Genomic DNA, 17,729 nt, shown 5'->3' with positions numbered 1-17,729 from the left:
TTCCTCCTCGTTGAGCTGTTCACATGAATCTTACGCCCCGAATTTTTCCAAACGCAACGCATTGGCCATAAGCAACGGCATGATCGAAGTGGCCGGGAAGCGCGGACCAAGGCCGCCGAGAACGCAATCCTTTTCGCAGAAGCGGCGGACATTGTCGGGACGACACCAGGGCGAACTGATCATCAGGGGCACGGGATGCCAGCTATGGGCGGCCAACGCAGCCGGAGTGGAGTGGTCGCCGGTAATGCAGATGACGTCCGGCTTCAGATCCAGAATCTTGGGCAACTTGCTGTCCAGTTCCTCGATCAGGGCGACCTTGCGGTTGAAATCGCCGTCTTCGCCGGCGCTGTCCGTGGACTTGAAGTGGACAAAGAAAAAATCGTACGCCTTCCAGTTCTCCTGGAGAAGGTGCAGCGTCTCGTCAAAGTTGGCGGGTTCGATGACATCCATGCCCACCAGACCGGATACGCCGCGATACATGGGGTAGTTTGCCAGGGCTGCCGCCTTCACTCCATAAATGCTCTCCAGGGAAGGCCACTGCGGACGCTGGGAAAAGCCGCGCAACAGAACCATGTTCGCGGGATCTTCTCCCTTGAGCCGGTCCGCGGCCTGGTGCACGAAGTCGTTGATCAGCCGTGCTGTTCTATTTGACGCATCGTCTTCCGTTTTGGATTCCGCCCGCAACGCAGGCTTGCCGGTGGTCTTGGGATCGGTGTCCCGGACGCCCGCACCCAGTCCTTCGCCGCGCAGCACCAGGAGAAAGCGGTAATCCATCACCGGCGTGAGATGCACCTCCGCGCCGTCGAGTTTGATGTCGCGCAACAAGTTCAGCTTTTCAGCGGTGACTTCCGTGGCAATGCGGCCGGCGCGGCGATCAGTGACCCGGCCTTGATCGTCAACGGTGCAGAAGTTCCCGCGAGCTGCCACGTCTCCCGGCTGCAGGTCGAAGTGAACGCCCAAAGCGGCCAGAGTTCCCCGACCAACCTGGTATGTAATCGGATCATAGCCGAACAGCGCGAGATGGGCCGGGCCGCTGCCCGGGGTCAGGCCGTCGGCAATGGGGATGTGCAGGCCGCACACGCCGCTTCGGAGCAGTTCGTCCATGTGCGGCGTATGCGCGGCTTCCAGTTCAGTGGGGTCGTCAACGGAACTGGAAAGCCCGCCCAGCCCATCCAGGACCAGCAGGATGATCTTGGTTTCGGCCGCTTTGGCCAGAGATCGCAGAATGTCAAAATCGGTCCGCATGGGTACCGTCCTTTCGCGTTTAACGGCTCATGTCCGGAGCAGGGACGAGCCGTTGGGTCAACGGGATAATGAACGTCAATGAACCCAATTCTAGAATCCGAATGCCTGCGAGCAATGGGGGAAAACCCGCATATCTTGCTGGTGAGCAGAGTATTGAGCAACTGCATAAAAAAGCGGGCACAGCTTGATAATTGGCCGTGCCCTCTTTTATTGAGCAGTTACTGTATTGAAGCGAGATGTTGATGACTGGTCAATTTGAAAACGGCAACTGTAACTGCCCAGTAAAATGCTGATGCCGACTCCGACCCCGATTACCGGAGGAAGAGCGCGGAACAGAACGTGTGCTGAGTAGTTGCCGGCAAGTTTACAATCTCAGGCCGGAAGGCTGTCGGCGTCGCCGACGTCCCATGAGAAAGCCGAAAAGCCAGGAACCAAAAACGACTCCCGCTCCGTAGAGAAACCAGCGCAACTGTTCCGATGAACGCAGCTCCTCGTTCTCTTCGCTCAATTGAGAAATTCGAGCCTCTGCTCGCTGCAAGTCCTGTACGGTCCGGTCATATTGTTCCTTCAATTCAAGAACATTCGCCGCCTCCGCGGCCAGAGTGGTATATTTTTCATCCAAAGCGGCAAGACTGGTCGTTGCTTCGGAAAGCGAATTCATGAGGTTCGTATTGGCGGCTTCCAGTTCGGCCACCCTGTCCAGGGCTCCGCTGGAAGCAGTCCGAAGCTGGTCGTACTCCTGCTGGAGGCGTTCCAGTTGCAGGTTGCTTGGCAGTTCTCCGGAGGTGAAGCGCTGCAACACCCAACCGACGGTTCCATCCGGGCCTTGAACGCGCAACCAGCCGTCATTGGATTCCAAAACCGTCAACCGGGCCCCTGTGGGCAGCATTTTCAAGACTCGATGATCGGTCGAAGGTCCGGTGCGTTGGGTAATTTCCTGACGCTCCCCGACATAAACCGTTCTCGCGAAAAGGTTTTCCGCTCCAAGCAAGACAATGGCAATGATCACAATCAGTTTCCAATAGATGAATTTCATGGTGTATCCTCTGTTCACACAGTTCGTGGCAGCAACAGCCGTCGGGGTTAAGCATTCGTTTCGAATGAGAGAACGTTAATTTCAATTAAATGTCATGGCTTGACAGGAAAATTTCCAGTATTCGGTAGGGAATCGCTACCGCGGGGAAGTTGCTGTTCCTCAGGAGCATATCAAAGCATTTATCACCTAATCCATATTTCGTGTAAGGCAAGGCGGGCCTTGGGTGAGTAGTTGGCGGATTGTCAACTGTTGATTCCTCCAGCCGACAAGTATGAAATGCCAATCCCCGTCGGCATTGTCTGAAAAACGATTAAAGGATAAGTGGATTCAGTAAGCCTCTCCCACTTCCTCTTCAAATGCTGTTTGCCCGGGTGGGTCATTGAGTGTTGAAGAGCGCTGCTGACGTTGATATCCTGATCATCTCCACATGGATATACTGGTTTCACTGTACCAGGTTGAACGGAGAAAGGAGTCTCATGAAAAAAGTCCTCATTGCACTGGGCATTCTTGTCCTCCTGGCTGTCGGCGCCGTGGTTGCGCTGGCGATGCTGGTGGATCCCAATGCCTTTCGTCCCCTGATTGCCAGGCATGTCCAGGAGGCAACAGATCGTGAAGTGGTCATCACTGGCGACCTTTCCTGGACCTTCTGGCCGCGACTGGGGATTTCCATGGGCGCGGCCGAGCTGGGCAATCCGCAGGGCATGGAGGAGCACCGGCCCCTGCTCGTTGTGGGCAGTGCCGAATTGTTCGTGGATGTAACGCCGTTGTTCCACAAGCGTCTCCAGGTCGGCGAGGTCGTCCTGCACGACGTGGCCGTGCATATACTGACCCTGGAAGACGGTCGTTCTAACCTGGATAATCTCCGTGAACCAAAAGCGGCAGATGCGCCGGAAGATCCATCCACCGTGCCGGATCGTCAGGAAGAGCCGACCCCGGGAATGGAAAACGGGAGGGATTGGGAAATCGTGGTCGAGGGACTGCGGATGGCCAATGCTGAAATCGTGATCGACGACCGCCAGACCGGCAGGACAGCAGAGGTGAGTGATCTGCATCTGACCTTGTCCCGGTTCGTTCCGGGAGAATGGGTTACGATTGACCTGGAGGGCATGGCTGATGTCGAGGAGGTCAGTACGAAGAGTTCTTTGCGGGCCGAAGCCCGTCTGGCCAAGGATTTTCAGCTCCTGGAACTGCGCAGCGTCCGGGCCGATGTGGTTGCGCGGGGGGAAGCCGTTCCCGGCGAAGCAAAGGTCGTTGCCGTTGAAGGAGAGGCCAGGATTGATCTGGATTCCCGGGAGGCGGTGGTCGAACCGCTGCTGTTTTCCGTGGACGATCTCAGACTGGTCGGTGATCTGCGGGTCGACTACAGCGGCAAACCGGTCATTGTCGCCGCATTCACCGCGGATACTCTGGACCTGAATCCACTCCTTCAGGAACTCAAGGAACTGCAATCCGCCAATGGCCGGAATGATCCCGGGGAAACCGGACTGGGAGCGGCTGGAGGAATGAATAATTCCGGAGAAGATGCTCCCGGCGATGCACAGGGATCAAGATCTACCGCGACACCGCCTACGGATTCGGTACAAGGTTCCGGTAACACGGCAGATGGACAACTTTCGCGAGACGAACCGGATTTATCGGGATTGCAAAGCGTAGATGGTCAGCTTTCGCTCTATGCGGCGACAGTTCTCGCGGATGAATTCCGCTTCACGGATTCCAGTCTGGCCTTGAGCCTGCGCGATGGGCGATTGACGCTCCAGGACCTGATCACCCATGCCTTTGCAGGCCGGATCAACCTGAGCGCATTGCTGGACGGCAGTGCTGCCCTGCCTACCTACGTTGTCGATCTGCAAGTCCAGGACATGGAAATACAGGATGCGCTGATCGCTCTGGCCGAGACGAATATTCTCTCCGGTACAGCGGACATTTCGGCCGAACTGCAGGGCACCGGGCTGAGCGAGTATGCCTTGATGCACGGCCTGCGCGGCAACCTGGTTCTGAATTTCGTCGACGGGGCCCTCTGGGGCGTGAATCTGCCCCAGGAAGTACGCAAGGTACATGCGGCTTTTCGGGGGCGGACGGTTGAGGATGCTGATCTGGTCCAGAAAACCGATTTTACCAGTCTCAGCGGTTCCTTTCAGATTGGCGACGCCAGGGCCGTGACCCGGGATTTGGCAATGGCCTCTCCTTTGTTGCGCATGACCGGCGAGGGTCTGCTGGAGTTGCCGACGAAAAACGTGGACATGGTGGTGGACGTCGGCGTAGTGGGTACCCTGGAAGGGCAAGAGGGCAGGGAATGGGAGGAGCTCAAGGGGCTGACCGTCCCCCTGCGGATTTCCGGTCCGTTGAATGACCCAAACTTTTCCCTGAATGTCGATGACGCGCTCCGGCAACGGGCAGCAGAGGAAGCGGAAAAGCTTAAAGGCAAGGCCCGAGAGGAACTCGAGCGTACCTTGCGCCGGGAATTGGGCGATGACGCCGAAGAAGGTCTGGGCGGACTGTTGAAGAAACTGTTTTGATATAGCTACTCAGCTCACCCGAGAAAAATTGGGCTGGATACCGGGCTTCGCCGGTATGACTTAACTTGGAAGTAACTACTCAGCAAACTAATGCTGTTGTCGGGTTTCGTTCGGAATCGGGGTCGGTATCGGGATCGGTATCGAAGCGAAGCCATGTGGAGGGCACCCCATTGTTTTCGAGACCGATTCCGATTCCGACCCCGACCCCGATTCCGATTACCGGAGAAAGAACGTGTGCTGAATAGTTACACTTGGAAAGGACATGGTACGATACGTCATTCCGGCGGAAGCCGGAATCCAGCTCTGACGAGTGACCACAGAGTATGTGCTGAAAGTTACCGTTTTGATTTTGTGATGAGGAGATGCAAGTGCAGTCACTGCGTGAACTGTATCGTTATGGAATGGGACCTTCCAGCAGCCACACCATGGGACCGCGCAGGGCCGCGGAGCAGTTCCGGGCCCACCATCCCCAGGCAGCGGCAGTCCGGGTCACGCTGTACGGTAGTCTGAGCCTGACAGGGCGGGGGCACCTGACCGATCATGCCGTAACGACGGGGGTGCAGCCCCTGCGATGCGAAGTGGTCTGGAATCAAGAGTTTCTGCCGTTTCATCCCAATGGCATGCACTTCCAGGCGCTGGACGATGACGGAGCGGTCCTGGGGGAGTGGACCGTGTTCAGTATCGGCGGCGGAGAACTGCGCGATGCGGACCGGCAGGATTCGGAAACCCCGCGCCTGTACTCCCAGACCTCGATGCAGGAGATCCTGGATTGGGCCTGCTCCCGGGGCAAACCGTTCTGGGCTCTGGCCGAAACCACCGAAGGCGCGGACCTGTGGGATCATCTTGGCTTCGTGTGGGTGAAAATGCAGGAAGCCATCGCGGCCGGTCTGGACGAGGAGGGGGCCTTGCCGGGTGGACTGAATCTGCAACGCAAGGCCAGGGGATTTTTGACTCGGACCAAGCAACTGCGGCGTAGCGCCAGCCGGACAGGGCTGCTGTCCTCGTATGCCTTGGCCGTCTCGGAGCACAATGCCGCGGGCGGGTTCGTGGTCACCGCGCCCACCTGCGGCTCCTGCGGCATCGTGCCGGCAGTGCTGTTTTATCTCCAGAAGGAACTCGGTCTCGAGGAGGACTACGTTCTTCGGGCCTTGGCCACGGCCGGGCTTGTGGGCAACGTGGTCAAGCACAATGCTTCCATTTCCGGAGCGGATGTGGGCTGTCAGGGAGAAGTGGGCGTGGCCTGCGCCATGGCCGCGGCTGCCGCTGCCCAACTGCTGGGCGGCTCACCGCACCAGATCGAGTATGCCGCGGAAATGGGCCTGGAGCATCATCTCGGCCTGACCTGCGATCCGATTCTCGGGCTGGTCCAGGTACCTTGCATCGAGCGCAACTGCTTTGCCGCCATTCGTGCCCTGGCCGCAGCGGAGTTCGCCCTGCTTTCCGATGGCCGGCACCTGATCAGTTTCGACCAGGTCGTGGAAGCCATGCAGCAAACCGGACACGACTTGCCCAGCCTTTACCGGGAAACGGCCCAGGGCGGGCTGGCCAAAGTGTACCAGAGCACAAGGCCGGCGGCATGACCCTCCTTGCAATTGAACAGCATGAGTAACTATATTCAGCTCAACCTCGTATGTTCGTACTGGATTCCGGCGTTCGCCGGAATGACCAACGTGGAAACGGCTTGCCGCATCACGTCATTCCGGCGAACGCCGGAATCCAGTGCAGGTGAATGATCAAACTCGGGATGTGCTGAATAGCTACCAACATGATAATGTTGAGAAGAACTGGAACTATGCTCTTTCAACCGGAACTTGTTCCATGTCCGGGGCAACCGCCTGGACCAGGTGATGGATTTCGCTCCAAAGCTGGGCTTTGCCCTGGCGGCTTTTGGAGGAAAAGAAAAGAGGATCGGCATCCGGACCGAGAACATCCACCCAGGCGCGGTGGGACGCGGTTCGTTCCCGTTGGTTGCATTTATCTGCCTTGGTCAGCACCGGGAGTAAAGGAACCGAAATGGCTCGGGCCATGGCCACCAGTTCCATATCCATCGTCTGGGGGGGCAGCCGGCAGTCCAGAATCAGGATCAGGCCCACCAGGCTCTTGTTTCTGCTGAAAAAATGTTCCATGACATTTCCCCAGACGTTACGCTCGCTTTTGGGGCGTTTGGCGTATCCATAGCCGGGAAGATCCACCAGATAAAAATTTCCGGGCTGGACAAGGTAGTAGTTCAGGCTGCGGGTCTTTCCCGGCACGGAACTGGTTTTGGCTAAATTTTTCCTGTTGGTCAGGCAGTTCAAAAGCGATGATTTGCCCACATTGGAACGACCGGCCAGGGCGATCTGCGGTTCGGGGATCTTTTCCATCTGGCCCAGCGTGTAGATGGTTTTTTCCAGACTGACGGTGGTGTGGCGCGGTGTTTCGAGAGTGTCCGGATTGGTCATTGAGGTTGTTCCTGCTGTTAAACGATAGGGAGTGATGGTTGCGTGCCGAGTAGCTGCCCATCAATCAAACCTACCCGCCAACCATCATCTCTGCAAGGAGGATCATTGTGAAATTGTTTTATTTGCTGGCGATAGGCGTACTGATAAGTTCGTGCGTCCCTCAAAAGGCAAACCAGGAGCACATTTTTTCGGATCATCCTCCCAGTGCCGTTTTCCAGGAAATCGACGTCACCGTGTCCCTGCACCCTGAGCATGTCGATGACTATGACCGCATTTGCGCCCAACTGGGACAACTGGCATGGGATGATGGAATTCGACAGTTGCTGCAAGTTTATGTCGGCCAGGCCCCTGTGTTGCGCCCCGTGCTGCATCCGGAAGAAAACGCAAGCTTTCTCTCCGAAACAGCGCAGAACCATGTTCCGGAATGCGATCCGTGGTTGGACAGCGTCACAGGCGCGGTTTCTCAGCAGGTACGCTTCAGTTCCGTACTGATGCCGATTCAGCCCTTCGGCGGTACGGTGGATTCGTTGCAGGACAACAAAACCATGGGCGGCATGCTTTCACGAGGGTATGTATCTCTTTACGGGCAGCCGCTGCGTGAAGAGCCTGTCCCCGTGCTGATTGTCCAGCAATCCCCCGGCCTGCAACGAGGATTGAAACAGGTCGTCGGTTCCGGGTTGATCACTCAACTGACCGATACTGTAGGCCAGTTGCTCATCCAGGAATCGACACGGGAAATATTGCCGGGCGATCTGTTTTTTCAACTCCAGGTCAGGGCCGAAACCCTGCCCATGACCGGCGAACTTGTGCCCCTGGGGCCTGGAGATCATAACTGAGGCAATTACGCTGTTGTCGGATTCGCTCGGAATCGGGGTCGGTATCGGGATCGGTATCGAAGCGAAGCCATGTGGAAGGGCATCCCATTGTTTTCGAGACCGATTCCGACCCCGACTCCGATTGCCGGAGAATGATCATGTACCGTCTGCTGAGTAGTTACGTTTTTTCAATGCCGTCTTTGAGTCAGTCGGGGTCAGTCATACCCGCAAAGACGGTTATCCAGTCCGTTTACTGAAGTGACCTGAATAGTTACAAACTACTTCGATGTTTTACGCTCACGGGATTTCTCGGCGAGTCGCATTTCTCTGCGAATTTTCGCTTCCTCGTGGCGATGAATCTGGTCCGGCGTGGTCGGATGATACGGCCTGACCTGAGTGGGGCGTCCTTTCTTGTCCAGGGCGACGAAGGTCAGATACGCGGATGCGGTGTGTCGGACTTCTCCTGTCAGGAGGTTCTCCGCTTCGACCCGGACACCGACTTCCATGGACGTTCTGCCTACCAGATTGATGCTGGCCTTGAGCATCAGCAGGTCGCCGACATAGGCCGGGTAGTGGAAATCCAACCGGTCGATGGATGCTGTCACGGCATTGCCCCGGACATGGCGAATAGCCACGATGCCCGCTGCCGTGTCGATGTGCTTCATGATAATTCCGCCGTGAATGCTGCCGTAGGGGTTGGCATCCTGGGGCAGCATTTGAATCGCAATGGTTATGGACGTCTCGGAAGAGCTGGTTTGCTGCATAACGGCTCCGGATGAAGTATTGTTTGACGCTTTCTCGCGAGAAGAATTTCCTAGCCATAAAGTCAGGGACTGTCATCTTCATGAAGATGAATGTGGACCTGGTCAACTACTTATCACTTCAACCAAAAGGTAATCATACGTGATTCATCCAAGAATTGATCCCGTGGCGTTTACCATCGGGCCGCTGGAGGTCCGGTGGTACGGCTTGATGTATCTGATCGGCTTTCTCGCGGCCTGGATCCTGGGCCATATCCGGGCAAAGAAACCGGGATCGGGATGGAAAACGCAGGAATTGCCGGATCTGATCACGCTCTGCGCACTGGGGGTGCTCCTGGGCGCCAGATTGGGTTATGTGCTCTTTTACGATTTCGCGACCTTCATCAACCATCCATTGGAGATCGTCAAAATCTGGAAGGGAGGGATGTCCTTTCATGGCGGCTTGATCGGAGTGATGATCGCCATCTGGTATTACGGCCTGCGCACCAGGCGAAGTTTTTTCCAGGTGGCGGACTTCGTCGCTCCCCTGGCCCCCATCGGGATTTTTGCCGGTCGGATCGGGAATTTTATCAACGGTGAACTCTGGGGCAGGGTAACCGACGTACCATGGGGCATGATTTTCGCCGACCCGAATGCAGGCTTCGTGCCCCGCCACCCGTCCCAGTTGTATCAGGCATTCCTGGAAGGTCTGGTCCTGTTTTTCGTGCTGTGGTCTTTTTCAGCCAAACCCCGTCCGACCATGGCCGTTTCCGGCCTGTTTGCCCTGCTGTACGGCGTATTCCGATTCAGCGTCGAGTTCTTCCGGGAGCCGGATGCCCATCTCGGTTTTGTGGCCCTGGACTGGATGAGCATGGGACAGGTTCTTTCCTTGCCCATGATCGCGATAGGCGCGCTACTGCTGTGGTTGGCGTATCGCAAGAGATAGCCCCTGCCCCTTGCGTAACCTTCGTGTTCCTCAGCATGATCATTACAGAATTTCTACCACAAAGGTAACTACTCAGCTGCGGCCCGGCTTGTCTCGATTTTTCGGCCTCGCAACTCCTTCGTCGGCTTCGTAACATCGAACCATTGCCTGAATTAACAGCATTTAGCGCTTCAAGCGTCCGGCAATGGTTCGATGAACGAATCCTGACTCAGTCAGACAGGCGATGCCGAAAAATCGAAACAAGTCGGACCACTTCACTCCATGGAATCAAAAGTACTGAATAGTTACCCACGAAGAGCACGAAGGACACGAAGGGTGGATCGATGCAGGAGGGATTGGAAGACACATGTGTACGTTGAGGTATTAACCGCAATTGCTCTGCCTCCTTCGTGCTCTTCGTGTCCTTCGTCGTAATAAAAAAAGACAAGTGAGTTTTCTACGTTCGATACTTGGCGTTGATCCGGATGTATTCCTCGGTGAAGTCGGAGGCCAGAAGCGTATATCTCCCCTGTCCGCTGCCCAGTGAGATATCCATATGCACTTCTTGACGACATAATGCGGCGGCGAGGAGGTTGTCCCAGTCCATGGGCACCGGCGCGCCGAGATGAAAGATGGTTTGTCCGGCCAGAGCTACGCTCACCTGGTTTGGATCGAACTGTGCGCCGCTGCGGCCCAGGGCGGCCACGATGCGTCCCCAGTTGGGGTCCTGGCCGTATATGGCTGTTTTCACCAAAGGTGAATGTCCCACGGCCCGGGCGGCCAGTTCCGCGTGACGTGAGCTTTTGGCGCCGCTGACCCGGACATGGATGGTTTTTGTCCCGCCTTCGGCGTCCTGGACGATGAGTCCCGCCAGTTCCGCGCAGACTTCGGCCAGGGCCTTGGCCAGCAGCATCAATTCCTTCTTTTCTTCGATCTTCCCGGCCCGGCCATTGGCCAGAGCGAAAACGCAATCATTCGTGCTGGTATCGCCGTCCACGGTGATCCGGTTGAAGCTGTGCTCCACGGCCACGGCCACGGCCTCCCGCCACCAGCGCTGATCCACTCCGGCGTCGCAGATGATGAATCCGAGCATGGTGGCCATGTTCGGGCAGATCATGCCCGCACCCTTGGCCATGCCCAATATGCGGATCTCTTTTCCGGCGAGTTCCAGGCTTCGCCAGGCCATTTTGGGATACTTGTCCGTGGTCATGATCGCCCGGGCCGCATCCAGGGCCGACGCTTCACCCAGGCCGGCGTCCAGTTTCGCCAGGGCCTGCTCCCAACGATCCATTTTGATGCGGTCCCCAATCACGCCGGTTGAGGCAGGCAGGAGTTCGCCCGGATCCAGATGCAGAGTCCTTGCGGTCATGCTCAGGGTGTTTCGGCAGTCTTCCAAACCTTGTTCCCCGGTGCAGGCATTGGCTTGCCCGGCGTTGACCACCACGGCCCGCACCGGTCGATCGGCGGCCAGCATTTCCTTGACCACCAGAATGGGAGCGGCCTGAAACAGGTTCCTGGTCAGCATGGCGGCCCAGACGCATGGCGTGTCGCTGCGCAGGATGGTCAGATCGTTGCGCTGGGCGTACTTGAAACCGGCAGCGGCAACCGTGAAATCGAATCCTTTGGGAACGGGGATCATGCTCGATCTCCTGAATTGTTGAGGTGGGTGGATGAGAGTCGGTTCTCGTCAAACTGAGCAGACTGGGTGATGGGCAGGGTCACGGTAAATTGCGTTCCCTGTCCTTCACTGCTCTGGACGGTGATGTCGCCGCCGTGATCTTGAACCAGCTTGTAGCTGACGGCCAGACCCAGGCCGGTTCCTTTGGGCTTGGTGCTGAAAAAAGGATGGAAAAGTTTCTTCATGCTCTCCGGAGGGATCCCCTTTCCCGTATCGTCAACCTTAATCTGTATAAAACGCTCTTCAGCCTGGGCGGTGATGCTCAGTTTCCCGCCGTTGGGCATGGCTTCCATGGCGTTTTTAATCAAATTTATCAATACCTGCTTGATCTGATCTACATCCAGCATGCAATGGGGCAAATCCTGAGCCAGGTCGAGTCGGCATTCGACACCGTGGACATCAGCCTGGTCCTGAAATAGACGAACCACTTGCATGATGAGTCCGGCAACATCCGTTTCGACCATCCGTGCCCGGGGAGGACGGGTGAAGTCGCGAACTTCCAACAGAAGACTCTCCAGCCTTTTTGCCTCGCCGGCAATGATTTCCAGCTTTTCGCAACTGGGATCTCCTTCCGGAAGCGTACGTTGAATTTGCCGGGCAAAACCTCCCATGAGCATCAAGGGGTTTTTTATTTCATGGGAAAGGTGGGACGCTGCTTCGCCAATGGCGGCGAAGCGTTCGGCAAGCATGAGTTTTGCTTGAGCCTGAAGGAGTTGCTCCATGCTTTGTCGCACTTTGTCCCGTTCCAGACGGAGTTCCGCTTCCGAGCGCTGGAGGTGATCGGTTTTTTTGTCGACTTCCCGGCGCAAGGTCTCGGACCAGCGCAGGGAAACAAAAAGGAACGCAAAAAATGCTATTGTCACGCCGATGAAGAACAGACCGGCAAGCAGCCATTGCCGGACGACCATCGGCTGCATCAAGCCGTAGACTTCAGTGTCCGGAGCCCCCAGGCCGACAGACCAGGTGTGCGAAGTCCCGGTTCCATCGGATGGAAGCTGAATCGGACTGTAGGCCAGCAGTTTGCGCATTTCACCGGTAATGTGCCAATGCCATCCCGAGGTGTACCAATCCGTTCCTTCCTGTCCCCGCAGCAAGCGGTTTTCCACAAGTTCGTTGATTCGGCGGTAAGAAATGGCCGGATTTCGGGCCGATCTGATCGTGAAGGAATTCTCGCCGCGAAACGATTCTTCCACGTGGAACATGAACCGTCCCTGATGATCGATGATCCAGGCGTAACCCGTTTTTCCCGACCGCACCCCCGCGGCGTGCAACGATGCAATGGTCTGGGCATCCAGGATAAACAAGACAATTCCGGAATTTGACCCGCTGTTTTCAACCTGGGAAGAAAGCGGGAGAGCCAACGTCATGGGCATTATCCACTGCTCGGCAAAAGGCCCGTGCGACGGCTTCTGCGTCCTGCCCAGGGCGACCTGGTGGTGGGGCGGATGGTGGAGCGAGGATGGCGTATGGGGAAGATCCATCCCTAATTCGAAGTTGGAACTCCATCCCTGTTTTGTGAACAGTGCAAACGGTGGCGCATCCGTCACGTGACCGGAGGCCGGCAGAACTCCAATGCCGATAACCCCCCAGTCCTGTAGGAATTGATAATACAACTCGAACGTTTCATGGAGCCGGTCAGTTTCGGTGTGGGAGTCGGTAATCTGCGCGGCAAGCAAATTCAGGGATTGCTCCAGAAGCCAGAAGTTCTTCCGGATGTCCTGGGAAATCTGTCTGGCCAAACCGAGTTGCTGTTCATTGAACTGCTCCGAAACGATTCGTTCCAGTTCCAGGTTTGCCCTGAACGCCAAGCCAAAGACGGCAAGGCTGATGACTGCGAATGTTACGGCAATGGCAATGACAAATTGTTTGCGCATGTGATTCCGGCATGGCCGTCAGTTCGGGTGTGGAGTTGCAAGTTTGGGTGCCTACTCGCTTGGAGACGGAAATACAAGGACAGGCCGCTCAGGCCTCCAGTTCATATTTCTTGAGCAAGGCATAGAAGTGGGAGCGGGAAAGTCCGGATATGGTCAGGATTTGAGGTACATCACCCCCGGTTTTGCGGATCAGCGCTTTGAGATAGCGTCGTTCATTCATCATCTTGAAAGACTTCAGCGAGGGGAAGTCGGCTCCGAAATCCGCGACGTCGAGACAGATGGAAGGAGCATCGTCGGCCATGGCTGCCCCTTGTTCGATGCGGGACTTGGCCACCATGATCCGCAAGTCCTTGGGCAGGTGCATGGCGTAAAGAAATTTCTCCTCTCCCGCGGCCACCAGGGCTCGTTCAATGACGTTGCCCAGTTCCCGGACATTGCCCGGCCAGTCATAGTCATGCAGTGAACTGAAGAAGTCGGAACCGAACACCTTGGTCTTGATTCCTGATTCCGCGCATAGCCGATCGATATAGGCGGTGGCCAAAGACTTGATGTCTTCTCGCCGGTCACGCAGAGGAGGGATTCGCAGCCGAATGGTTTTGACCCGGAAATACAAATCGCGACGAAACGTACCGTTTTCAACAAGTTCTTCCAGGTCCTGGTTGGTGGCGGCGATCAGGCGAAAGTCGCTTTCCTGCTCACGATTTTCGCCAATGGGCCGAAATTTGCGCTCCTGAAGCACTCGAAGCAGGGATTTTTGCATGGCCAGGGGCAATTCCCCCAGCTCGTCCAGAAACAGAACTCCGGTATGGGCCTGGCGGACCAGTCCCGCCCGGTCGGCAAAGGCCCCGGTAAACGCGCCCTTGCGGTGCCCGAAGAGGGTGCTTTCCATGAGCGAATCGGTCAACGACGCACAGTCCACCACCACAAAGGGGGATTTGGCCCGCCGGCTGTTGGCGTGGATGGTCCGGGCCGCGAGTTCCTTGCCCACGCCGGTTTCCCCGGTGATCAGGACATTGGCGTCCGAAACCGCGGCCTGGGCGATGACTTCGAAACATTCCCGCATGGCTCGGCTCGAGCCGATCATCCGGCTGAGATCCAATGCCCGCGGAATGGAACGGTCGCGCTGATCCTTGTATTTCAACGCGCGGTTGATGCTTAAACTGATGTCCTTGATGGAGGCGGGTTTGACCAGGTAGTCCCAGACACCGCCTTCTATCGCCAGTTCCGCGCCTTCCGGATCGCCCTTGCCCGTGAGGATGATCACCTCCGGAGGGTTGGTCATGGATCTGAGTTCCGGAAGCAGGGAGAGACCGCTCCCATCCGGCAGGTTCACATCCAGAAGCAGCAGGTCGTAAGTGTTCGCCTCAAGAGCCGATCGAGTGGCCTTCAGGTTCTCCGCCTGATCGAAATCGATCTGTTGACGGCGAAGCAGACTGGCCATGGTGCCGCGGATTTCAAGATCATCGTCGATTATCAGAATTCTCGGCACGTAAAACGTCCTCCTCGCGATCAATCGAGACAAGTATCTTGGACAGGGTGGCGGACAGTTCCGCCTTGTTGAAGGGCTTGGGCAGAATGATGCTGATGTTGTCGGCCTCGTTGCCCATTTCCAAAACATAGCTGCGGCCGGAAACCAGGACGACGGGCACGCCGGGCCGCAGGCGACCGACCTGTTTCGCCAGTTCGATACCCGTGAGCCCGGGCATGTCGTAATCGGTCATGACAAGATCGATATCTGTATGCTTTTTCAAAATTTGCAAGGCCTCGTCAGCGCCGGTCGCCGCCAGAACGGTGTATCCGAGCTGCTCTATGGCCCGCGGTGTCGTTGCCAACTGATCCTCGTCGTCTTCCACGAAAAGGATGACTCCCCTGCCTTTGTGAATGGAAGGGGCGGTGGACATGGTTTCCGAGGTGGCTGCTATCATCGGGAGAAAGATGGTGAAGGTGGTGCCCTTGCCGGGCGTGCTGCTGACCTGGACCGCCCCCTTATGGTTCTTGACGATGCCCAGGACCATGGCCAATCCCAATCCGGTCCCTTCGGTCTTGCCCTTTGTGGTGAAGAAGGGATCGAATATCTTGTCCAGGTCGTCCGGAGCTATGCCGGGCCCGGTATCAGACACAACGAGCCGGAAAAAACTTCCGGGCGCGACATTGAGTTCCGAAGCCTCGATTGCCGGAAGCTGGATTTCATCCAGGCTGATCGCCAGAACACCGCCAGTGGTCTGCATGGCCTGAAATGCGTTGGTACACAGGTTCATCAATACCTGGGTGACCTGGGTCGGATCCACCAGAACCGGTGAAGGAGCGCCCGCGATGTTGGATTGAACGGCAATGTTGCGTGGCAGGGATCGCTGCAGAAGGGCCACGGATTCCTGCACCAAGGCGGGAAGATCCGTTGGGCGGAACCCTTCCTGGGAAGGGCGGCTGAAGGTCAGAATCCGTTCCACGAGATTCTTGCCCCGAATTGAAACCCGCAGCACGCGTTCCAAATCTTCGGCAGTGGGCGACCGCGGATCAATGTCGGTCAGGGCCAGTTCGGTGGAGTTGATGATGGAGGTCAAGATGTTGTTGAAATCATGGGCAATGCCGCCGGCCAAGGTCCCGATGGCTTCCATTTTCTGGGATTGCAGCAGCTGGCGTTCCAGATTCATTTCATGGGTGATGTTTTCCGCCGTGCTGAGGGTGCCCACCACCTCGCCCTTTTCGTTGTGCAAGGGAACCTTGTTGATTTCAAGCCAGGCATCCTTGCCGTCGGCATCTCCCGCGGCGACCTTGATCTTGCGCAGCGGCCGGTTGCTGCGCACAACCTGGCGATCCATCTCCGCAACCCAGGCCAGGAACTCGGACCGGGGCAGCATGTCCGAATCGGTCTGGTGCAGCAGCTTTTGCGGTGAGTCAATGCCGAAAAAGTCGGCAAACGCACGATTGACGCCGAGATAGCGCTGTTTGAGATCCTTCCAGCAGACCAGTTGAGGAATGGCGTCCATCAGGATTTCCAGGAAGGACAGCTGTTGGCGGATTTTGCGCTCCACGGCCCGCCGCCGGATGATGTTCCGGACCAGGAATCCAAGAATGATCAACAAGGAGACAAGACTGATCATGATCACCTGAAAAATCTGCTTGTCCAGTTCGTAAAAGGCTTCCGGTTCGTTGATAAAGACGCTTCCCGGAGGAAGCTGACGCTTGCTGATGTCGAGCTGCAGCTGGACCCGGTAATCGAACATGTACTGATCAACGATCTCAGAGATGATGGGGATGTCCGAAGGAGATGCTCCTTCCAAAATCCGCAGGGCCATGTCCGCGACGATATTGCCGTGCCGATGTCCGCTCAAAAGCCGCCCGCCGACCATGCCGTGGCCGAGCAGGAACTCCCAGTTGCTGTAGATGGGCAGATCCGTGACCTCGGAAACGGCTTGCAGAACTTCCGACGCGGACATGAACTGGCCGCCGACGTTGTGAAAGAACGGAATGAAAAAAAGAAACGCATTACGCGGCAGGCTTTGAACCCGATCCTGGATTTCCTGAAGCGAATAGCGCCCCCAGAATTCAAACTCCAGGCGGTCGCCAAAGTAGGGCATGACTTCTTCGATCTGCCCGCGTATCGCCACGCCCGTGGTGGACTCGTCGCCAATGACCACGACCAGGTTCTTGTTGGGGTGGATGCTCAGGGCCAGTTCCAGGGTGTCCCGAACGCCGATGTTCTCCAGAATGCCGGTGGCGTAGGAATGGTCGATGTCTGCGGGGTCAACGTCGTTCAAGCCGCAGAAGACCACCGGGATGCCGGGAAATAATTGATCCCGGTGCTCGAGAATGAAATTGTAGGCGTCGTTGTCCGAGACGATGACGATGTCGTAGCGCTCCTGGGCGAATTTGTTTTGATAGAGAGACAGGAGCGTATCGGTGATTTTCTCGTAATGGTACTTCTTGGCGTCCATGTATTCGATCTGCAGTTCGATATGGTACCGGCTCCGTTCCAGCCCCTGACGAATGCCCTCCTGAAGATGATCGGACCAGGCATAGCCGTGATGATAGGAGTTCAGATAGAAGACGCGGCGCTTTTCCTTTTCCGCCAGGGCAAGGCCCGGGAGCAGCAGGAATAGGATCGCAAGACTGATGACGTGGAATCGAAACGGAATCGAGAAAGTCATATGGCGAGGGTTATGATTCAGGAGCAATTGGTTCGGTGGCGGGATTGATGAAGATGATTTGCTCACAAAACCATAAGGTGATGTATCCTCAGGCATTCAGATTTCATGGTTGCATATCGTTTGGGATCCAGGCGCAAAACGGACGAAGCGCAATGGAAAGGATGCAGGTAACTATTCAGCATAAGCTGCCGTTGCCCAGTTCGACTCGCTGTCGGTATCGGTATCGGGATCGGAAGCGAAGCCGTGCGGAGGGAGCCTCAACGTTTTCGAAACCGATTCCGATACCGACTCCGACCCCGATTGCCGGAGGT

At 56.6% G+C, this 17,729-nt stretch carries 12 protein-coding genes; 4 read left to right on the top strand and 8 right to left on the bottom strand.

Annotation, left to right across the window (positions count from 1 at the left end; all coding sequences use genetic code 11):
* Positions 1-30: 30 nt before the first annotated feature.
* On the bottom strand, positions 31-1,245 hold the full coding sequence (locus ACYQ15_RS08490) for a 2,3-bisphosphoglycerate-independent phosphoglycerate mutase (protein WP_459937090.1): 1,215 nt from the start codon (positions 1,243-1,245) through the stop codon (positions 31-33).
* Between the two features lie 364 nt (positions 1,246-1,609).
* On the bottom strand, positions 1,610-2,281 hold the full coding sequence (locus ACYQ15_RS08485) for a TIGR04211 family SH3 domain-containing protein (RefSeq protein WP_459937089.1): 672 nt from the start codon (positions 2,279-2,281) through the stop codon (positions 1,610-1,612).
* 476 nt (positions 2,282-2,757) lie between these two features.
* Here ACYQ15_RS08485 and ACYQ15_RS08480 point away from each other — a divergent pair, with 476 nt between their 5' ends.
* Both ACYQ15_RS08480 and ACYQ15_RS08475 read left to right on the top strand, forming a co-directional pair.
* On the top strand, positions 2,758-4,797 hold the full coding sequence (locus ACYQ15_RS08480; protein WP_459937088.1) for an AsmA family protein: 2,040 nt from the start codon (positions 2,758-2,760) through the stop codon (positions 4,795-4,797).
* Between the two features lie 368 nt (positions 4,798-5,165).
* Positions 5,166-6,377, top strand: a complete 1,212-nt coding sequence (locus tag ACYQ15_RS08475) for an L-serine ammonia-lyase (protein WP_459937087.1) — start codon at positions 5,166-5,168, stop codon at positions 6,375-6,377.
* Positions 6,378-6,587: 210 nt separating this feature from the next.
* On the opposite strand, the gene yihA is transcribed toward ACYQ15_RS08475, so the two are convergent.
* Entirely contained in the window at positions 6,588-7,238 is a 651-nt protein-coding gene (gene yihA, locus ACYQ15_RS08470) for a ribosome biogenesis GTP-binding protein YihA/YsxC (RefSeq protein WP_459937086.1), read from the bottom strand.
* Positions 7,239-7,345: 107 nt separating this feature from the next.
* Between yihA and ACYQ15_RS08465 the strand changes: the two genes are divergently transcribed.
* The gene (locus ACYQ15_RS08465; RefSeq protein WP_459937085.1) at positions 7,346-8,074 is read left to right on the top strand and encodes a hypothetical protein; all 729 of its coding nucleotides are present in this window, start codon (positions 7,346-7,348) and stop codon (positions 8,072-8,074) included.
* A 257-nt stretch (positions 8,075-8,331) separates the two neighbouring features.
* Here ACYQ15_RS08465 and ACYQ15_RS08460 read toward each other — a convergent pair whose 3' ends face one another.
* Positions 8,332-8,817 (bottom strand): acyl-CoA thioesterase, encoded by a 486-nt coding sequence (locus ACYQ15_RS08460; RefSeq protein ID WP_459937084.1) that lies wholly within the window; start codon positions 8,815-8,817, stop codon positions 8,332-8,334.
* Between the two features lie 139 nt (positions 8,818-8,956).
* On the opposite strand from ACYQ15_RS08460, the gene lgt reads away from it, so the two are divergent.
* Positions 8,957-9,739 (top strand): prolipoprotein diacylglyceryl transferase, encoded by a 783-nt coding sequence (lgt, locus tag ACYQ15_RS08455; RefSeq protein ID WP_459937083.1) that lies wholly within the window; start codon positions 8,957-8,959, stop codon positions 9,737-9,739.
* Between the two features lie 436 nt (positions 9,740-10,175).
* On the opposite strand, the gene argJ is transcribed toward lgt, so the two are convergent.
* The 4 genes from argJ to ACYQ15_RS08435 all read right to left on the bottom strand — a co-directional run bounded on the left by argJ (position 10,176) and on the right by ACYQ15_RS08435 (position 17,418).
* Complete coding sequence (argJ, locus tag ACYQ15_RS08450; protein ID WP_459937082.1) at positions 10,176-11,357, bottom strand: bifunctional glutamate N-acetyltransferase/amino-acid acetyltransferase ArgJ; 1,182 nt, start codon at positions 11,355-11,357, stop codon at positions 10,176-10,178.
* Positions 11,354-13,270 carry an ATP-binding protein gene (locus ACYQ15_RS08445; RefSeq protein ID WP_459937081.1) on the bottom strand — a complete coding sequence of 639 codons (1,917 nt, stop codon included), beginning with the start codon at positions 13,268-13,270 and terminating at the stop codon, positions 11,354-11,356. Before ACYQ15_RS08445 ends, argJ begins: the two co-directional genes overlap by 4 nt.
* A gap of 88 nt (positions 13,271-13,358) precedes the next feature.
* Positions 13,359-14,759: a sigma-54-dependent transcriptional regulator gene (locus ACYQ15_RS08440; RefSeq protein WP_459937080.1), complete on the bottom strand. Its 1,401-nt coding sequence runs from the start codon at positions 14,757-14,759 to the stop codon at positions 13,359-13,361.
* A complete protein-coding gene (locus ACYQ15_RS08435; RefSeq protein WP_459937079.1) occupies positions 14,731-17,418 on the bottom strand; it encodes an ABC transporter substrate binding protein in 2,688 nt (895 codons plus the stop codon). The genes ACYQ15_RS08440 and ACYQ15_RS08435 overlap by 29 nt, the downstream gene beginning before the upstream one ends.
* Positions 17,419-17,729 lie beyond the last annotated feature (311 nt).

The organism is Desulfonatronum parangueonense (genome assembly GCF_054656975.1).
This window is presented reverse-complemented; position numbering and strand designations above follow the sequence as displayed.